General features: G+C 65.9%; 14 protein-coding genes. 6 read left to right on the top strand and 8 right to left on the bottom strand.

Going from position 1 to position 16,949, the window contains the following annotated elements; genetic code table 11:
- The first annotated feature begins 8 nt into the window (after positions 1 to 8).
- The 6 genes from P24_RS14550 (at position 9) to P24_RS14525 (ending at position 8,251) form a co-directional block, all read left to right on the top strand.
- The gene (locus tag P24_RS14550) at positions 9 to 929 is read left to right on the top strand and encodes an SDR family NAD(P)-dependent oxidoreductase (RefSeq protein WP_008945499.1); all 921 of its coding nucleotides are present in this window, start codon (positions 9 to 11) and stop codon (positions 927 to 929) included.
- Positions 930 to 999: 70 nt separating this feature from the next.
- Positions 1,000 to 2,172 carry a TAXI family TRAP transporter solute-binding subunit gene (locus P24_RS14545; RefSeq protein ID WP_008945498.1) on the top strand — a complete coding sequence of 391 codons (1,173 nt, stop codon included), beginning with the start codon at positions 1,000 to 1,002 and terminating at the stop codon, positions 2,170 to 2,172.
- A 67-nt stretch (positions 2,173 to 2,239) separates the two neighbouring features.
- A complete protein-coding gene (locus tag P24_RS14540; protein ID WP_008945497.1) occupies positions 2,240 to 4,177 on the top strand; it encodes a TRAP transporter permease in 1,938 nt (645 codons plus the stop codon).
- A complete protein-coding gene (locus P24_RS14535) occupies positions 4,174 to 5,937 on the top strand; it encodes an acyl-CoA dehydrogenase family protein (protein ID WP_008945496.1) in 1,764 nt (587 codons plus the stop codon). The genes P24_RS14540 and P24_RS14535 overlap by 4 nt, the downstream gene beginning before the upstream one ends.
- On the top strand, positions 5,934 to 7,070 hold the full coding sequence (locus P24_RS14530) for an acyl-CoA dehydrogenase family protein (RefSeq protein ID WP_008945495.1): 1,137 nt from the start codon (positions 5,934 to 5,936) through the stop codon (positions 7,068 to 7,070). The genes P24_RS14535 and P24_RS14530 overlap by 4 nt, the downstream gene beginning before the upstream one ends.
- Before the next feature lie 2 nt (positions 7,071 to 7,072).
- The gene (locus P24_RS14525) at positions 7,073 to 8,251 is read left to right on the top strand and encodes an acyl-CoA dehydrogenase family protein (protein ID WP_008945494.1); all 1,179 of its coding nucleotides are present in this window, start codon (positions 7,073 to 7,075) and stop codon (positions 8,249 to 8,251) included.
- Between the two features lie 122 nt (positions 8,252 to 8,373).
- Here P24_RS14525 and P24_RS14520 read toward each other — a convergent pair whose 3' ends face one another.
- From P24_RS14520 to P24_RS14485, 8 genes are all read right to left on the bottom strand, one after another.
- Complete coding sequence (locus P24_RS14520) at positions 8,374 to 8,838, bottom strand: DUF3237 domain-containing protein (protein WP_008945493.1); 465 nt, start codon at positions 8,836 to 8,838, stop codon at positions 8,374 to 8,376.
- 128 nt (positions 8,839 to 8,966) lie between these two features.
- Positions 8,967 to 9,791, bottom strand: coding sequence for an acyl-ACP desaturase (locus P24_RS14515; RefSeq protein WP_008945492.1), 825 nt, complete (start codon positions 9,789 to 9,791; stop codon positions 8,967 to 8,969).
- 256 nt (positions 9,792 to 10,047) lie between these two features.
- Positions 10,048 to 10,458, bottom strand: a complete 411-nt coding sequence (locus tag P24_RS14510) for a F0F1 ATP synthase subunit epsilon (RefSeq protein WP_008945491.1) — start codon at positions 10,456 to 10,458, stop codon at positions 10,048 to 10,050.
- A 53-nt stretch (positions 10,459 to 10,511) separates the two neighbouring features.
- Complete coding sequence (atpD, locus tag P24_RS14505; RefSeq protein ID WP_008945490.1) at positions 10,512 to 11,939, bottom strand: F0F1 ATP synthase subunit beta; 1,428 nt, start codon at positions 11,937 to 11,939, stop codon at positions 10,512 to 10,514.
- A 42-nt stretch (positions 11,940 to 11,981) separates the two neighbouring features.
- Positions 11,982 to 12,869, bottom strand: a complete 888-nt coding sequence (locus tag P24_RS14500; RefSeq protein WP_008945489.1) for a F0F1 ATP synthase subunit gamma — start codon at positions 12,867 to 12,869, stop codon at positions 11,982 to 11,984.
- Positions 12,870 to 12,907: 38 nt separating this feature from the next.
- Entirely contained in the window at positions 12,908 to 14,437 is a 1,530-nt protein-coding gene (gene atpA, locus P24_RS14495; protein ID WP_008945488.1) for a F0F1 ATP synthase subunit alpha, read from the bottom strand.
- On the bottom strand, positions 14,437 to 14,997 hold the full coding sequence (locus P24_RS14490; RefSeq protein ID WP_407669823.1) for a F0F1 ATP synthase subunit delta: 561 nt from the start codon (positions 14,995 to 14,997) through the stop codon (positions 14,437 to 14,439). Before P24_RS14490 ends, atpA begins: the two co-directional genes overlap by 1 nt.
- A 278-nt stretch (positions 14,998 to 15,275) precedes the next feature.
- Positions 15,276 to 16,949 (bottom strand): primosomal protein N' (locus P24_RS14485; protein ID WP_008945486.1); only part of this gene is annotated, 1,674 nt, incomplete at its 5' end.

The raw sequence follows: 16,949 nt of genomic DNA, 5'->3' as shown, positions 1-16,949 counted from the left end.
AAAAGACCATGCAGACTTCCAACATGCTGGCCGGCAAGGTGGCGCTGGTGACCGGGGCGGGCGGCGGCATCGGCCGCGAGATCGCCGTCGCCATGGCGACTGCCGGGGCCGACATCCTGATCAATGATATCGGCGTCTCGCTGACCGGCGAGGGCGGCTCCGGCTCGCCGGCCGAGCAGACCAAGCAGATCATCGAGCAGCGCGGCGGCCGCGCCGCCATCAGTACCGAGAGCGTCTCCGAATGGGCCTCGGCCAAGCGCAGTGTCGAGGCCGCGCTGGACGCCTTCGGGCGCATCGACATCGTGGTGAACAATGCCGGCATCCTGCGCGACGTGATCTTTCACAAGATGTCGCCGGAGGACTGGCTGGCGGTCATCAACGTGCATCTGAACGGCAGCTTCTTCATCAGCCGCGCGGCCGCCGAGCATTTCCGCAAGCAGGAGAGCGGCGCCTACGTCCACATGACCAGCACGTCGGGCCTTGTCGGCAATTTCGGCCAGGCGAACTATTCGGCGGCGAAGCTGGGCATCACCGCCCTGTCCAAGTCCATCGCGCTGGACATGGCGCGCTACAACGTCCGCTCCAACTGCATCGCGCCCTTCGCCTGGAGCCGCATGACCAGCTCCATCCCGGCCGACACGCCGGAGCAGAAGGCCCGCGTCGCCAAGCTGCAGCAGATGACGCCGGACAAGAACGCGCCGCTGGCGGTCTATCTCGCCTCCGACGCGGCGTCGCATGTCTCGGGGCAGGTCTTCGCCGCCCGCATGAACGAGATTTTCCTGATGAGCCAGAGCCGGCCGATCCGCTCCGTCCACCGCTCCGAGGGCTGGACGCCGGACCTGATCGCCGAGCATGGCATGCCGGCGCTGAAGGCTTCGCTGCTGCCGCTCGACCGCAGCCCCGACGTGTTTTCCTGGGACCCCGTATGACCCCGTAACGCCAACCACCGACGAGAAACCGCGACCAACGCGGTCGTCATCAAAAGAGGAGGAAACCGAGATGCGTATTACCCGCCGTACCTACCTGAAAGGCACCGCCGGCCTTGCCGCCGCCGGCATGCTGGGCACCCCCGCCATCATCCGCGCCGCCAGCGCCCAGACCGCCCTGCCGAACCTGGCATCGACGATGATCTGGAGCACCTATGATGTTGGCTCCACCGGCTATGTCGAGGCGTCGGCGATTGCCGATGCCTTCGGCAAGAAGTTCGGTTCCCGCGTCCGGTTGCAGCCTTCGGGCAGCGCCATCGGCCGGGTGAAGCCGCTGACCGACGGCCGCGTGTCACATGCCTGGCTGGCCAACGAGCTGTTCTTCTCGGTCGAGGGGCTGCACGAATATTGCGCAGCCGACTGGGGGCCGCAGAATCTGCGTACCCTGATGGGCCGCACCAACGCCTTCTCGGTCGTCGCCACCAAGGTCAGCGGCATCAAGGAACCGAAGGATCTGAAGGGCAAGCGATTCGCCATCGCGCGCGCCAACAGCTCGGTCAATATCAAGGTAGAGCCGATCCTGGCCTTCGCCGGCTTGACCTGGGACGATGTCGAGCTGGTGGAGTTCCCCAGCTATGGCGCGACCATGAAGGGGCTGATCGAGGGCAAGGCGGATTGCGCCGGCGTCGCCCCGGCGGCGGCCACGCTGCGCGAGCTGGAGGCCAGCCCGAACGGTATCGGCTGGGTGGCGCTCGACCCCTCGAACAAGGAAGGCTGGGCACGCGCGCAGAAGGCAGTGCCCTTCGTCGAGCCGTTCCAGGAGACCATCGGCGCCGGCCTGTCGAAGGACAATCCAGTATGGATGATGGGCTACCGCTATCCGATGATCACCGTTTCCGCCGACGCCAGCGTGGACGAGGTCTATGCCATGACCAGGGCGGTCGCTGAGACCTTCGATGGCTACAAGGATGCCAGCCCCGTCATGGCGCGCTGGGAGGCCGCCAAGGCCGGCACGCCGCCGATGGACGCCGCCTTCCATGACGGCGCCATCAAATATCTGAAGGAAGCTGGCATCTGGAAGCCGGAGCATCAGACCTGGCAGGACGCGTCGCTGAACCGGCATGCCAAGCTGCAGGCTGCCTGGGCCGACATGATGGCGAAGGATTCCGCCGCCAAGTCCGCCGATCCGGAGGCACTGCAGAAGATCTGGTACCCGATCCGGGCGGATGTCCTGAAGTCGCTCTGACGCGCTGAGACCTGCCGGGAATCTGACGGTTCCCGGCAGGCTTTCCCTCTTTTCCAGGGCTGCCAGTATGAGTACCGAGACCGATGCTCTCCCCGCCGACCCGGAGGCCCGCTCCAAACGGCTGACGGGTGCTGCCTTCTGGGTGGCCTTCGCGATGACGGCGGTGGCGCTGTTCATCACCGTCAACCAGATGTTCAATCTGGGGCTGGGCGGGTTCCGCCCGGTCAGCACGGGCTATTACTACCTCATTATCGGCCTGTTCGGCGGGCTGGGCTTCCTGGCCTTCCCGGCGCGCAAGGGCGAGCTGCGGGTGCGCTGGTACGACTGGCTGCTGACGGCGGCCTGGCTCGGCAGCTCGGTCTGGCTCGCCAGCCGGGCGCAGCACATCATCGACCGCGGCTGGAACCTGGAGGCACCGCTGGAGGCGACTTTGATCGCCGGCCTCTACGTGCTGCTGGCGCTGGAGGCGCTGCGCCGCACCGGCGAGTTCATCCTGTTCGTGTTCTGCCTGATCTTCGCGGCCTACCCGCTCTATGCCGGCTCCATGCCGGGCTTCCTGTGGGGCGTGCAGCTCGACCTCGCGCAGACCGTGACCGAGCATGTCTATGGGCTGGAGAGCATCATCGGTATTCCGATGCAGGTGGTCTCCGATACGCTGATCGGCTTCATCGTGTTCGGCGTGGTGCTGGCCAATACCGGCGGCAGCAGCTTCTTCATGGATTTCGCGTCCGCCCTGATGGGCCGCACGCGCGGCGGTCCGGCCAAGGTTGCCATCGTCTCGTCCGGCCTGTTCGGCATGCTGTCGGGCAGCCCGACCTCGAATGTGCTGACCACCGGCACGCTGACCATCCCGACGATGAAGCGCAGCGGTTATGACCCGGCCTATGCCGGCGCTGTCGAGGCCTGCGCCTCCACCGGCGGCTGCCTGATGCCGCCGGTGATGGGGGCGGCCGCCTTCATCATGGCCAGCTTCCTGAACGTGCCCTATGCCGAGGTCGTGACGGCAGCCTTCCTGCCGGCCATCCTGTTCTATCTGGCGCTGATGCTGCAGACCGACCTCTATGCCGCGCGCAAGGGGCTGGTCGGCCTGACCGGGGACCAGGTGCCGCGCCTGCTGGGGACGCTGAAGGAGGGCTGGTACTATATCCTGGCGCTGGTTGGCCTGACCCTGCTGCTGCTGCTGTGGCGCATGGAAGGCGAGGCGCCGTTCTGGATCTCTCTGTTCCTGCTGGCTGTCGCGATTCTGCGCCGCAAGGCCATCGGCTTCGACCTGCATGCCTTCTGCCGGCTGGTCGTCGATACCGGGCAGGCGGTATCGCAGCTGGTCTGCCTGATCGCCGGCATCGGCCTGATCATCGGCGCCATGTCGATCACCGGTGTCGCCAATTCCTTCTCGCGTGAGCTGGTGCAGTATGCCGGCGGCAACCTGGCCCTGCTGCTGGCGGCGGGCGCCGTAACAAGCTTCATCCTCGGCATGGGGATGACAGCCTCGGCCTGCTACATTTTCCTCGCCATCGTGCTGGCGCCGGCGCTGGTGCAGGTCGGCATCGATCCGATGGCCGCGCATCTCTACATCTTCTACTGGGGCATGGTGTCCTTCATCACCCCGCCGGTGGCGCTGGCCGCTATTGCCGCAGCCTCCATCGCCAAGGCCGATGCGATGAAGGTCGGCTTCAAGGCGTTGCGGATCGGTTGCCTGCTGCTGTTGCTGCCGGTGCTGTTCGTGCTGCAACCGGCGCTGATCCTGAAGGGGGAGATGTCGCTGGTGATCCAGTCGGCGGCGACCGCGACCATGGCGGTGATCCTGCTCTCGGCTGCCTTCGAGGGCTATCTGTGGCGGCTGGGACGGCTGCCGGTCTGGGCCCGTGTCGGTATCGGCGCCGGCGGGCTGATGCTGTTCGTGCCGGAGCTGATGACCGACCTGATGGGCCTGCTGCTCGCGGGGGCCACCATCATCGCCGCACTGCTGGGCAAGAAGCTGACCGAAGGGAAGGTGATCCGATGAACGGCAAGACCGCTTCCACCGGCGCCATCGCGCCGGACACGACGGGCATGAACTTCTATGCGGCCGATCCGTCGCTGTCCGACCTGCTGGACATTCATCTGCCCGCCGATATCCGCGCCCATATCGAGCCGCATCTGACGGCGCTGGGGGCGGAGGTTGGCGGCAGGCTGGATGAATGCGGGCGGCTGGCCGACCGGCACACGCCGATCCTGCATCAGCGCGACCGCTTCGGCCGCGACGTGCAGAGTATCGAATATCATCCAGCCTACCGGGAACTGGAGGAGGCCGCCTTCGGCCGCTACGGCATCCATGCGATGTCGCACCGTGACGGCATTCTCGGCTGGAAGGGCCGCTATCCAGCGGCGGCGAAGCACGCCTTTACCTATCTGTTCAACCAGTCCGAATTCGGCATGGGCTGCCCGATCAACGTGACCGACGGTGCCGCCATGCTGCTCGACCGTTATGGCAGCGACGATCTGAAGGCGCGCTATCTGGACGGGCTGACCACCACCGACATGGCTCGGCTGACCCAGGGCTCGCAGTTCATGACGGAGAAGGAGGGTGGCTCCGACGTCGGCAAGCTGACCACCCGTGCCGTGCCAGAGGGGGATCACTGGCGGCTCTATGGCGACAAATGGTTCTGCTCCAACGCCGACGCCAGGGTGGCGATGCTGCTGGCCCGACCGGAAGGGGCGGGCGAGGGCACGCGCGGCGTCGGCCTGTTCCTGATGCCGCGTTTTCTCGACGATGGCAGCCCGAACCAGTACCGGATCGTGCGGCTGAAGGACAAGCTGGGCACCCGCTCCATGGCGTCCGGTGAGATCAAGCTGGAAGGTGCTGTCGCCTATCATGTCGGGCAGCTCGACCGCGGCTTCGTGCAGATGGCGGAGATGGTGAACTGGTCGCGCCTGTCCAACGGCGTGAAATCCACCGCGCTGATGCGCCGCGCGCTGCACGATTCGATGACCGTCGCGCATAACCGCGTGGTGTTCGGCAAGCTGATCGCGGAGCATCCGCTGGCGCGCCGGCAGCTGCTGAAGCTGATGCTGCCGCTGGAGCAGGCGCTGTCGCTGTGCTTCGTCACCGCAGATGCGCTGGACCGCGCGGAACAGGGCGGCAGCCAGGAAGCGGCGGCTCTGCTGCGCATCTTGACGCCGGTACTTAAATACCGCTCCACCCGCGATGCCCGCAAGCTGTGCGGCGATGCGATGGAGATGCGCGGCGGCATCGGCTATGTCGAGGAATTCGTTACCCCGCGCCTGCTGCGCGACGCCCATCTGGGGTCGATCTGGGAGGGCACGGGCAACATCATCGCGCTGGATGCGCTGCGCCGCGCCGTCGGACGCCACGGAGCGGAAAGCGCCATGGCGGACGATCTGCACCACCGCATCGGCGAGATGGAGGGCGTGCCCGACGCCTATCGCGACCGGCTGAAGGGGCTGGTGGACAAGGCGATTGCCTTCGCCCGCGAGGTCGCCTCCCGCGACGAGTACGAGGGCGATTCCCGGCGCGCGACCAGCACGCTCTATCACGTTGCCAGTGCCGTGACCCTGGCGTGGGAGGCATCGCGCGTGCATGCGCGGCGCGGCGATGCGCGCCGGCTGCTGCTCTCCCGGCTGGTACTGGATCACAAGCTGGGGGCGGGCGACCCGTTTGCGCTACAGGCCGGGGCGGCGGAGGAACGCATTGCCGGCCTGCTGCTGTCCGACAAGCCGGTTGCGATGAAGGAGGCGGCGGCAATCGCCGGGGCAAACACATGAATGCGGTGACCCAGATGACCAGCGACAACAGCGAGACGATCAGCCTGCTGCGCGATTCCGTCAGCGGAACAGTGCCGTTCGACGGCAAGCGCATCCGCAGCCTTCGAGGTGCGGAGCCGGATTTCGACCGTACCCTCTGGCGTGCCATGGGCGAGCAGGGCTGGCTCTCCATCCTGGTGCCGGAGGAGCAGGGCGGCCTCGGCCTCGGCATGGCGGCTGCTGCCGCCGTGGCGGAACGGCTGGGCGCGGCCTGCGCGCCGGAGCCCTATGTGATGGCCGGGTTGCTGACGCCGTATCTGCTCTCGCAATCCTCCAATCAGGCCCAGAAGCAGGGTCTGATGCCGGCCGTGCTGTCAGGTGACCATCTGGTCTCCCTGGCCTGGCAGCCGGCCGGCGGCTCCCTCGATCCGGAACAGGCGGACGTCACCGCCCGGATGCAGGGCGGGGATGTCGTGCTGTCCGGCCAGTGCCGCTTCGTCACGCCGGCGCTCGCGGATGCCTATCTGGTGCTGGCGAAGGCGGAGAGCGGCCCCATGCTGGTGCTGGTCGAGGCTGCGAAGGCCGCCGCCGGCCGCACGCTGGAGCCGGGGCCGGATGGCGTGGCCAGTGCCAGGCTCAGCCTGTCGGAGGTGAAGGTGCCGGCGGATGCGGTGCTGCTGTCCGGCGAAGCCGCGCGCACGGCGCTGCGGCAGGCGCTGGACCTTGCCGTCATCGCGCAGTGCGCGGAGCTGTGTGGCCTGATGCAGCGCTCGCTGGAGATGACACTGGAGTATCTGAAGACCCGCCAGCAGTTCGGCGCCGCCATCGGCAGCTTCCAGGCGTTGCAGCATCGATCCGTTGATCTGTTCATCCAGCAGGAGCTGGCGCGCCACGCCACCGACGCCGCCGTGCAGAAGGCGGAGCAGGGTGCTACCGGCAAGGCACTGTCGCTGGCCGCCTCCAGCGCCAAGGCGCGGGCGGCGCAGGCGGCCATGCTGATCGGCACCCAGGCGATCCAGCTGCATGGCGCCATCGGCTTCACCGACGAATATGACCTCGGCCTCTATATGAACCGCACGGTGCGGCTGGCGGCCACGCTGGGCAATGCCGCTTGGCACCGCAACCGCTTCGGCTACTTAAGCGAAGGAGCCTGACCATGAGCTTCCGGTATGGCGTCCCGCAGCAGCAGGACTGGAACGCGCTGTCCGACGAGGACTTCCGCAGCATCGTGCGCACCGAATTCGAGACCCATTACCCCGCGCATCTGCGCTATCCGCCACGCCGGCTGCGCTGGTCGGAGAATGGCAGCTGGTACCTGCGCATGGCGGAGAAGGGCTGGATCGCGCCGAACTGGCCGGCTGACTATGGCGGCATGGGCCTGTCGGTGCAGAAGCTGCTGATCTTCCAGGAGGAGGCGGAGCGCTGGGGCATCGCGCGCTATCAGGATCACGGCACGCTTATGCTGGGCCCGGTGCTGATGAAATGGGGCACCGAGGAGCAGCGCCGGAAGTACCTGCCCGATGTGCTGGCCTGCAAGGCGATCTGGTGTCAGGGCTATTCCGAGCCGGGCAGCGGTTCCGACCTTGCCAGCCTGAAGACGAAGGCGGTGCGTGATGGCGACGAGTACGTCATCACCGGCCAGAAGATCTGGACCACGCTGGCACAGGACGCCACGCACATGTTCGTGCTGGTGCGCACCGACCCGGACGCCAAGAAGCAGGAAGGCATCAGCTTCATGCTGCTGGACATGGCGCAGAAAGGCGTGACCGTGCGGCCGATCCGCGACATCGCCGGGCATGAGGAATTCTGCGAGGTTTTCCTCGACGAGGCGCACACGCCGGTCAGCAATCTGGTGGGCGAGCTGAACAAGGGCTGGACCGTCGCCAAGTCGCTGCTGGGCTTCGAGCGCATCCATATCGGCAGCCCGAAGATGCCGGAATACGGCCTGACCGTGCTGGAGCGCGTGGCGCAGGCGCAGGGCGTATGGGACGATCCGGTGTTCCGCGAGAAATATGTCGCCCTGAAGCTGGATGTCGCGCACCTGACCGACGCCTATAACCACTTCACCGGCATCGTCGTGCGCGGTGAGCAGCTGGGGCAGGACGTCTCCTACCTGAAAATCTGGGCCAGCGAGACCTTCCAGCGCATCGCCGACCTGGTGGTGGAGACCGCCGGTCCGTTCGCCGCGATCAATGGCGAGGTCGGCATCGGCAACAGCGAAATCGACGTGCTGGCCAGTTTCTACAAGGCGCGCCCGCCGACGATCTATGGCGGTACCAACGAAATCCAGCGCACGATCATCGCCCAGCAGGTGCTCGGCCTGCCCCGGCGGTAGGGGCTTTTGATTGTCATTGCCGGGCTTGACCCGGCAATCCAGGGGCGGTGCCCTGCCTGGACCGTTTCAGTAGGTGGCCCCTGGACCCCCGGGTCAAGCCCGGGGGTGACAAGAGAAGAAACCTACAGCACCTCGAAGACCTGGTAGATCGGGCCGGTCGGCTCGCGGCGGCCGAGCGAGACGAAGCAGGACTTGTTCAGCCAGGCATAGGGGCCGTCCTTGGCGGTCTCGAAATAGGGCGTGGTGCGGAAATAGATCAGGCTGGGATCGACCGGCTGGCCGGCATTCAGCTTCGCCATCACGTCGGCTGGGCCGTGCCGCAGGCCGCGATAGATCATGTAGATCAGCGCGCCGTCATGGGTTTCCATGGTCAGGCGGACGTCGAGCTGGGTCACCCCGTCGATGCGGTTCAGAATCCAGTCGCCCCCACCCGGATGCACTTTGCCCTTGAGGCGCGGCCCCTCGAAGGTGCCGCCTAGCACCTTGGCGATGCGGCGCTCGCCATATTGCGTGTCGCCCAGCAGCGTCATCGGCATTTCGACCTGCAGGTGCATGTCCATGAGGAACTGCGTCTTGATCTCCGGCATCTTTATCCCCGTTCCTGTTATCCGGCGGCTGGATGCCGCTTGAGGGATCAGCATGCCGCCTGAACGGCGAATGCTCCAGAGGCGTATGCGGCGGGGCTGATATGCCGGGGATATTCAGGCCGGGGTGATCAGGCTGCGCGGGCGGCTTCCATGCGGCCGGCCTTGCGGGTCAGCAGCCACCAGGCGATGCGGTTCACCACGCGGTTCAGCATGCCATGCGGCTTCAGCCCGATGGCCTTGAACAGCATCGCCATGCCGCGCTCCACATGCTGCGGCCGGTAGAAGCGCAGCGCACGCTGCTGATAGGCCTGGCAGCAAAAATCGCGGTCATAGGGACCGCCCTGGCCATTGTCGTTGGCGGCGTAATAGGCGAAGGCCAGCTCGTCATCCTCGCTCTCGGCGACGCGGCCCAGCGCCACCCGCAGCCGCTTCAGCACACCCAGCTTTTCGATGTCCTGGTAGCGCTTCAGATGCTGGTAGAACAGCTTGTAATGGCGCAGCTCGTCGGCGGCGATGCGCTGGCAGATTTCCTTCAGCACCGGCTCGTCGGTCGATTCGGCCAGCGCGCTGTAATAGGAGCTGGTCCCGATCTCGACCACGCAACGGGCCACTAGCTCACCCGACAGCGAGCCGCGCACCGAGCGGTCGATATCCATCGGCAGGGTGATGGTGTCGGCGAAGCGCTTGAAGGCGGCATCGAAATCGAAGGAAGGGTCAGCCATCTCCGCCCAGCGGCGCAGGGCTTCGCCATGCTGGACCTCCTCGACCGCCCAGTTGCGTGCGGCTTCCTGGAAGGCCGGGTCATCGTGGAACACGTTGCACAGATAGTCGGCGTAAACCCCGCCATTGAACTCGACCATGCTGGCCGCCTTCACGACCGGCACGATTTCCGAATCGATCTTGCCGGGCTCGAAACGGCCCCAGTCGATATCGTCCAGGCTCCAATGCTTCATCGGCTTGCCGCGTCCTTTCCCGTTCGAGACGAAATCAGACGCTCCCCCTTCTTCGTGGCGTGCATCCCACCGTATCGGTGCCTCCTATTTAAGGAAGCTGGGAACAAGATCAAAGGGGTAGCGCGAAATTACCGCCATATTACGTAAATGTTGCAGGGGCTGGCAATGTTCCGTGACAGCCTGCCGCAGGGGACAAAAAAAAGCGGGACCCGAAAGGGTCCCGCCTGATTGTCTTCCGGCGCAGGCCGAAGCTGGATCAGCTCCCGGTATCCAGGGCACGCAGCTTGGCCTGTTCCACCGCGATCTTGTCCTGCACGGCGGCCTTCTCGGCGTCGCTCTTGGCCTCCTGAAGGTCCTCGGCGAGGTTCTTCAGGGTCTGCTCGACGGCGGCACGGTCGATCTCGCCCATCGGCATCGCCACCTCGGCCAGAACCGTGCAGCGATCCTCCGTCACCTCGGCGAAGCCGCCGGCGACGAAGATGCGTTCCTTCACCTGGCCACCCTCATAAATCTGGATGACGCCGGGAATCAGGGTCGAGATGAAGGGGGCATGGCGCGGCAGGACACCGAAATACCCCTCGGCGCCCGGCACCACAACCATCTCCACCGGCTGCGAAACCAGCAGCTTTTCCGGCGAGACCAGCTCGAAGTTCGTGGTTTCGGCCATTTGTCAGCCTTCTCCCGTCAGCGGGTGCGATTCAGGAAAGCGGGGGGTGGCCGTTAGGCCACCTCCGCCGCCATCTTCTTCGCCTTCGCAATGGCCTCGTCGATGGTGCCGACCATGTAGAAGGCCTGCTCGGGCAGGTCGTCATACTCGCCGGCGCAGATGCCCTTGAAGGCCTTGATGGTGTCTTCCAGGCTGACCAGCGTGCCCGGCGTGCCGGTGAACACTTCGGCGACGTGGAAGGGCTGCGACAGGAAGCGCTGGATCTTGCGGGCGCGGGCGACGACCAGCTTGTCGTCTTCCGACAGTTCGTCCATGCCCAGAATGGCGATGATGTCCTGCAGCGACTTGTAGGTCTGCAGGATGCGCTGCACGTCGCGGGCGGTGTTGTAGTGCTCCTCGCCGATGATACGCGGATCGAGAATACGGCTGTTGGAGTCCAGCGGATCGACGGCCGGGTAGATGCCCAGCTCCGCGATCTGGCGCGACAGCACGGTGGTGGCGTCCAGATGGGCGAAGGAGGTCGCCGGTGCCGGGTCGGTCAGGTCGTCGGCGGGCACGTAGATGGCCTGCACCGAGGTGATCGAGCCCTTCTTGGTGGAGGTGATGCGCTCCTGCAGGCCGCCCATGTCGGTACCCAGCGTCGGCTGATAGCCCACCGCCGAGGGGATACGGCCCAGCAGCGCGGACACTTCCGAGCCGGCCTGGGTGAAGCGGAAGATGTTGTCCACGAAGAACAGCACGTCCTGGCCTTCCTCGTCGCGGAAATACTCGGCCTGGGTCAGGCCGGTCAGCGCGACGCGGGCACGGGCCCCCGGGGGCTCGTTCATCTGGCCATAGACCAGCGCCACCTTGGAACCTTCGCCATCCAGCTTGATGACGCCCGATTCCATCATCTCGTGATAGAGGTCGTTACCCTCGCGGGTACGCTCGCCGACGCCGGCGAACACGGACACGCCGCCATGCGCCTTCGCGACGTTGTTGATCAGCTCCATGATCAGCACGGTCTTGCCGACGCCGGCACCGCCGAACAGGCCGATCTTGCCGCCCTTGGCATACGGTGCCAGCAGGTCGATGACCTTGATGCCGGTGATCAGCTGCTCGGTCTCGGTGGACTGATCGACAAAGGCCGGGGCCTGGCGGTGGATCGGCATCTTGGTCGCCGTCTTCACCGGGCCACGCTCGTCCACCGGGTCGCCGATGACGTTCATGATGCGGCCCAGCGTCTCGGGGCCGACCGGCACGGAGATCGCCTCGCCGGTATCGACAGCCTCCTGGCCGCGGACCAGACCGTCGGTCGTGTCCATGGCGATGGTGCGCACCGTGTTCTCACCCAGATGCTGGGCAACTTCCAGCACCAGGGTGCTCTTGCCCAGCTTCACATGCAGCGCGTTCAGGATGGCCGGCAGGTCGCCGTCGAACTGAACGTCAACGACGGCGCCGATCACCTGGGTAATCTTGCCAACGAGATTTTTCTTCGCCATGGCCTACTCCACTCTTTCGATCCGTTTTGTCGCGCCGGTACGTTACAGCGCTTCCGCGCCGGAGATGATCTCGATCAGCTCCTTGGTGATGTTCGCCTGGCGCTGGCGGTTATACGTCAAGGACAGCTTGTTGATCATGTCGCCGGCATTGCGGGTGGCGCTGTCCATCGCGGACATGCGGGCACCCTGTTCGCCGGCGGCGTTCTCAAGCAGCGTCTTGTAGATCTGCACCGCGAGGTTGCGCGGCAGCAGCGCCGCCAGAATCTGCTCCTCGTCGGGCTCATATTCATAGAGCGCCTGGGAGCCGGAGGCTTCCTGCGTCTCTTCCTTGGCGGGCAGCGCCACCGGGATGATCTGCTGACCGGTCGGAATCTGCGCAATCGCCGACCTGAAGCGCGCGTAGAAGATCGTCGCCACGTCGAACTCGCCGGCCTCGAACATCTCCAGCAGGCGCACGGCGATGCCGTTGGCGTCCGCGAAGGAGAGACGCTTCTGGCCCGCGAAGCTGATCATATCGACGATCTTGTCGCGGTACTCGCGGCGCAGCACGTCGCGGCCCTTGCGGCCGACGCACAGGATCTTCACCGTCTTGCCGTCGGCAAGCAGTTTGCGGATATGGTTCCGCGCGGCGCGCACGATGTTGGTGTTGAAGCCGCCGCACAGGCCGCGATCCGCGGTGGCGACGACGACCAGGTGTACATCGTCCTTACCGGTGCCGGAAACCAGCTTGGGGGCGCCGGTGGCGCCCTGCAGCCGGCCGGCGACCGAGGCCAGCATCCGCTCCATGCGCTCGGCGTAGGGGCGGGCGGCTTCGGCCTGCTCCTGCGCGCGACGCAGCTTCGCGGCGGCGACCATCTTCATCGCCGAGGTGATCTTGCGCGTCGATTGGACGCTCTTGATCCGATTTCTTAGGTCTTTGAGGCTGGGCATCCGCTTTCGCCTTGGTTGCTGCCGGGTCCGCTAGGCGATCAGGCGAAGGTCTTGGAGTAGGTCTCCAGGAGATCCTTCAGCTTGCCCTCGATTTCCGAGGTCAGCTGCTGCTCCTTGCGGATCGCAGCCAGGATGTCCTTGCCCTTGCCGCGCAGCTCCGACAGCAGGCCCGCCTCGTACTTGTTGACCTGATCCACCGGGATCTTGTCGAGGTAGCCCTTCACGCCGGCATAGATCACGGCGACCTGCTCCTCAACCGGCAGCGGGCTGTACTGCGGCTGCTTCAGCAGCTGCGTCAGGCGCGAACCGCGGGCCAGCAGGCGCTGGGTCGAGGCGTCGAGGTCGGAGGCGAACTGCGCGAACGCTTCCATCTCGCGATACTGGGCCAGTTCCAGCTTGATCGAGCCGGCAACCTGCTTCATCGCCTTGATCTGCGCGGCGGAACCGACGCGCGACACGGAGATGCCGACGTTCACCGCCGGGCGGATGCCCTTATAGAACAGGCCGGTTTCCAGGAAGATCTGACCGTCGGTGATCGAAATCACGTTGGTCGGGATGAAGGCCGACACGTCGCCCGCCTGGGTCTCGATGACAGGCAGCGCGGTCAGCGAACCGGAGCCATGCTCCTCGTTCATCTTCGCGGCACGCTCCAGCAGGCGTGAGTGCAGATAGAACACGTCGCCCGGGAAGGCTTCGCGGCCCGGCGGGCGGCGCAGCAGCAGCGACATCTGGCGATAGGCGGTGGCCTGCTTCGACAGATCATCATAGATGATCAGCGCGTGCATGCCGTTGTCGCGGAAGAACTCGCCCATGGCGCAGCCGGTATAGGGCGCCAGGAACTGCAGCGGGGCCGGCTCGGAGGCCGTCGCGGCGACCACGATGGAGTATTCCATCGCGCCGTAATCTTCCAGGGTCTTCACGATCTGCGCGACGGTGGAGCGCTTCTGGCCGACCGCAACATAGATGCAGTACAGCTTCTTCGACTCGTCGTCGCCCTTGTTGATCACGGCCTGGTTCAGGATCGTGTCGATCGCCACCGCGGTCTTGCCGGTCTGGCGGTCGCCGATGATCAGCTCGCGCTGGCCACGGCCGACCGGGATCAGGCTGTCGATGGCCTTCAGGCCGGTCTGCATCGGCTCATGCACCGAGCGGCGCGGGATGATGCCGGGCGCCTTCACCTCGACGCGGGTGCGCTTCACGTCCTTCAGCGGGCCCTTGCCGTCAATCGGGTTGCCGAGGCCGTCCACGACGCGGCCCAGCAGGCCCTTGCCGACCGGCGCGTCAACGATGGTGCCGGTCCGCTTGACGGTGTCGCCTTCCTTGATGTCGCGGTCGTCGCCGAAAATCACGACACCGACATTGTCGGTCTCGAGGTTCAGCGCCATGCCACGGATACCGTTGGGGAATTCGACCATTTCGCCGGCTTCGACCTTGTCGAGGCCATAGACACGGGCAATGCCGTCACTGACCGACAGAACGGTGCCGACCTCGGCCACTTCGGCTTCGGTGCCGAAATTGGCGATCTGGTCCTTCAGAATAGAGGAGATCTCGGCGGCGCGGATGTCCATCAAGCAGTCCCTTTCATCGCGAGCTGCAGCCGCTGCAGCTTGGTGCGCAGCGAACTATCGATCATGCGTGATCCAACCTTGACGATCAGCCCGCCGATCAGGGCAGGCTCGACCTTCGTTTCGATGGCGACGGTGGAACCGATCGCCTTTTTCAATGCGTCCGTGAGCGCCTTTTCCTGGGTCTTGGTGAGCGCCTTGGCGGAGGAAATCTCCGCCGTGACTTCACCGCGCCGCCGGGCAAGCTCGCTCAGGAAGGCATCGATGATGCCGGGGAGGGCGAACAGCCGGCGGTTCATCGCCAGCGTGCCCACGAATTTCTTGGTCAGCGGCTTCGCGCCGGCCTTGTCGAGAATGGCCGCGATGGCCTTCGACTGCTCGTCGCGCGACAGGATCGGCGAGCGGGTGAGCCGCGCCAGATCCTCGGAGTCGACCAGCATTTGCCGCAGATCGCGCAGATCGGCGGCAACGTCGTCGAGCGTCTTTTCGGTTTCCGCCAGCTCGTAGAGCGCCGTTGCATAACGCTGGGCGATCGCTGACAGGCCTTGCATCCCTTTCGCCAACTGGGAAGCTCCCACTTCTGATGAGGATGACCTAAGTCTCTGAGTGTCGCGCACCGCCCAATGTCAAGGAAAGTCAAGGGGCGGAAGCAATACCTAACCCTGTTGGAAGGCAACCCTCCCCCCAAGGCCGGGCGTTGTCTAACATAGTCGTATGGGGTGTGCAAGCCGTAGCGGGGCACTAATCACGCGCATTTCGACAATCATTTTCGGGCAGCCGGAAAGCCCGTTGGAAGGCCTATTGGGAGGCGGGGCGCGCGCGCCCTTGGCATAAGCCCGGATCAGAGGAAATTGTAAGGGTCGATATCCACCGAAACACGCACAGCATGCGGTATCTGCACCTGCGCCAGCCAGTACCGCAGTACCGCCTGCACATTCACCCCGCGCGGGGCCTGCAGCAGCAGCCGGAAGCGATGCCGCCCGCGCAGCACGGAAAAGGGGGCGGGGGCCGGGCCCAGCACGCGGATACTCTCCTGCCGGGGTGCCGCGCGACCAAGCCGCAGGGCCGTGGCCTCCACCTGATTGCGGTCGGCACCGGAGACGATGAGGGCGGCCAGCCGGCCATAGGGCGGCATGCCGGCGCGCCGCCGGTCATCCGCCTCGGCTTCCAGGAAACGGTCGCGGTCGCCCTCGACCAGCGCCTGGATGACCTTGTGACCCGGTTCGTAGGTCTGCAGCAGCACACGGCCCGGATGCTCGGCACGGCCGGCGCGCCCGGCGACCTGATGCAGCAGCTGGTAGGTGCGCTCCGCCGCGCGCAGATCGCCGCCGACCAGGCCGAGATCGGCATCGACCACGCCGACCAGCGTCAGCATCGGGAAGTGATGACCCTTGGCGACCATCTGCGTGCCGATCAGGATATCGACCTCTCGGTCGCGCACGCTGCGCAGCATCTCCGCGACCGCCGCCGGCCCGCCCAGCGTGTCGCTGGCGATCAGCGCGAAGCGCGCCTCGGGGAACAGGTGCAGCACTTCCTCGGCGATACGCTCTACACCAGGGCCGACCGCCTTGAAGCCTTCCTCGCTGTCGCAGGCCGGGCAATGGTCCGGCAGCTTTTCGGTATGGCCGCACTGGTGGCATTGCAGCCGCCCGGCCAGCCGGTGCTCGACCAGCCAGGCGGTACAGTTCGGGCAGGCCAGGCGATGGCCACAGGCACCGCATAGCGTCAGCGGGGCATAGCCGCGTCGATTCAGGAACAAGAGTGCCTGCTCACCGGCCTCCAGCGTGCCGCGCAGCGCCTCGACCAGCGGCGGCGACAGCCAGCGGCCCGGCGGCGGCTTGCTGGCCCGCATGTCGATGGCCTGGATCATTGGCAGGGCGGCACCGGCGAAGCGGTCGGGCAGGCTGACCCGCTGATAGCGGCCGCTCTCCACATTCGCCATGGTTTCCAGCGAGGGCGTGGCGGAGACCAGCACGATGGGGATCTTCGCCAGATAGGCGCGCACCACCGCCATGTCACGGGCGTGGTAGGTGACGCCTTCCTCCTGCTTGAAGGCGCTTTCGTGTTCCTCATCCACCACGATCAGCCCTAGCGCCGGGAAGGGCAGGAACAGGGCGGACCGCGCGCCGACCACGATGCTGGCCTTGCCTTCGGCGATGGCGCGCCAATTGTCGCGGCGCTGCGCCTGCGTCAGTTCCGAATGCCATTCGGTCGGGCGACAGCCGAAGCGCGCCTCGAACCGTTCCAGCCAGTGCGGCGTCAGCGCGATTTCCGGCAGCAGTACCATCACCTGATGGCCTTGCTTCAGCGCGGCGGCGATGGCTTCGAAATAGACCTCCGTCTTGCCGGAGCCGGTGACCCCGTCCAGCAGCGTCGCGCGGTAGCCCTGCCCGATGCCGCTGGCCAGCGCTTCTGCCACAGTCGCCTGATCGGGGGCGAGGTCGGCCCGCTTGCGGTCCGGGTCGGGCTGTTCCGGCGGCAATGCGGGGGGCAGCAGCACGGGGCGCAGCGCGCC

It is taken from the genome of Oceanibaculum indicum P24 (assembly GCF_000299935.1).
GTDB classification, from domain to species: Bacteria; Pseudomonadota; Alphaproteobacteria; order Oceanibaculales; family Oceanibaculaceae; genus Oceanibaculum; species Oceanibaculum indicum.
Note: the sequence above shows the minus strand (reverse complement) of the source record. Positions and strands in the feature narration are given on the sequence as shown.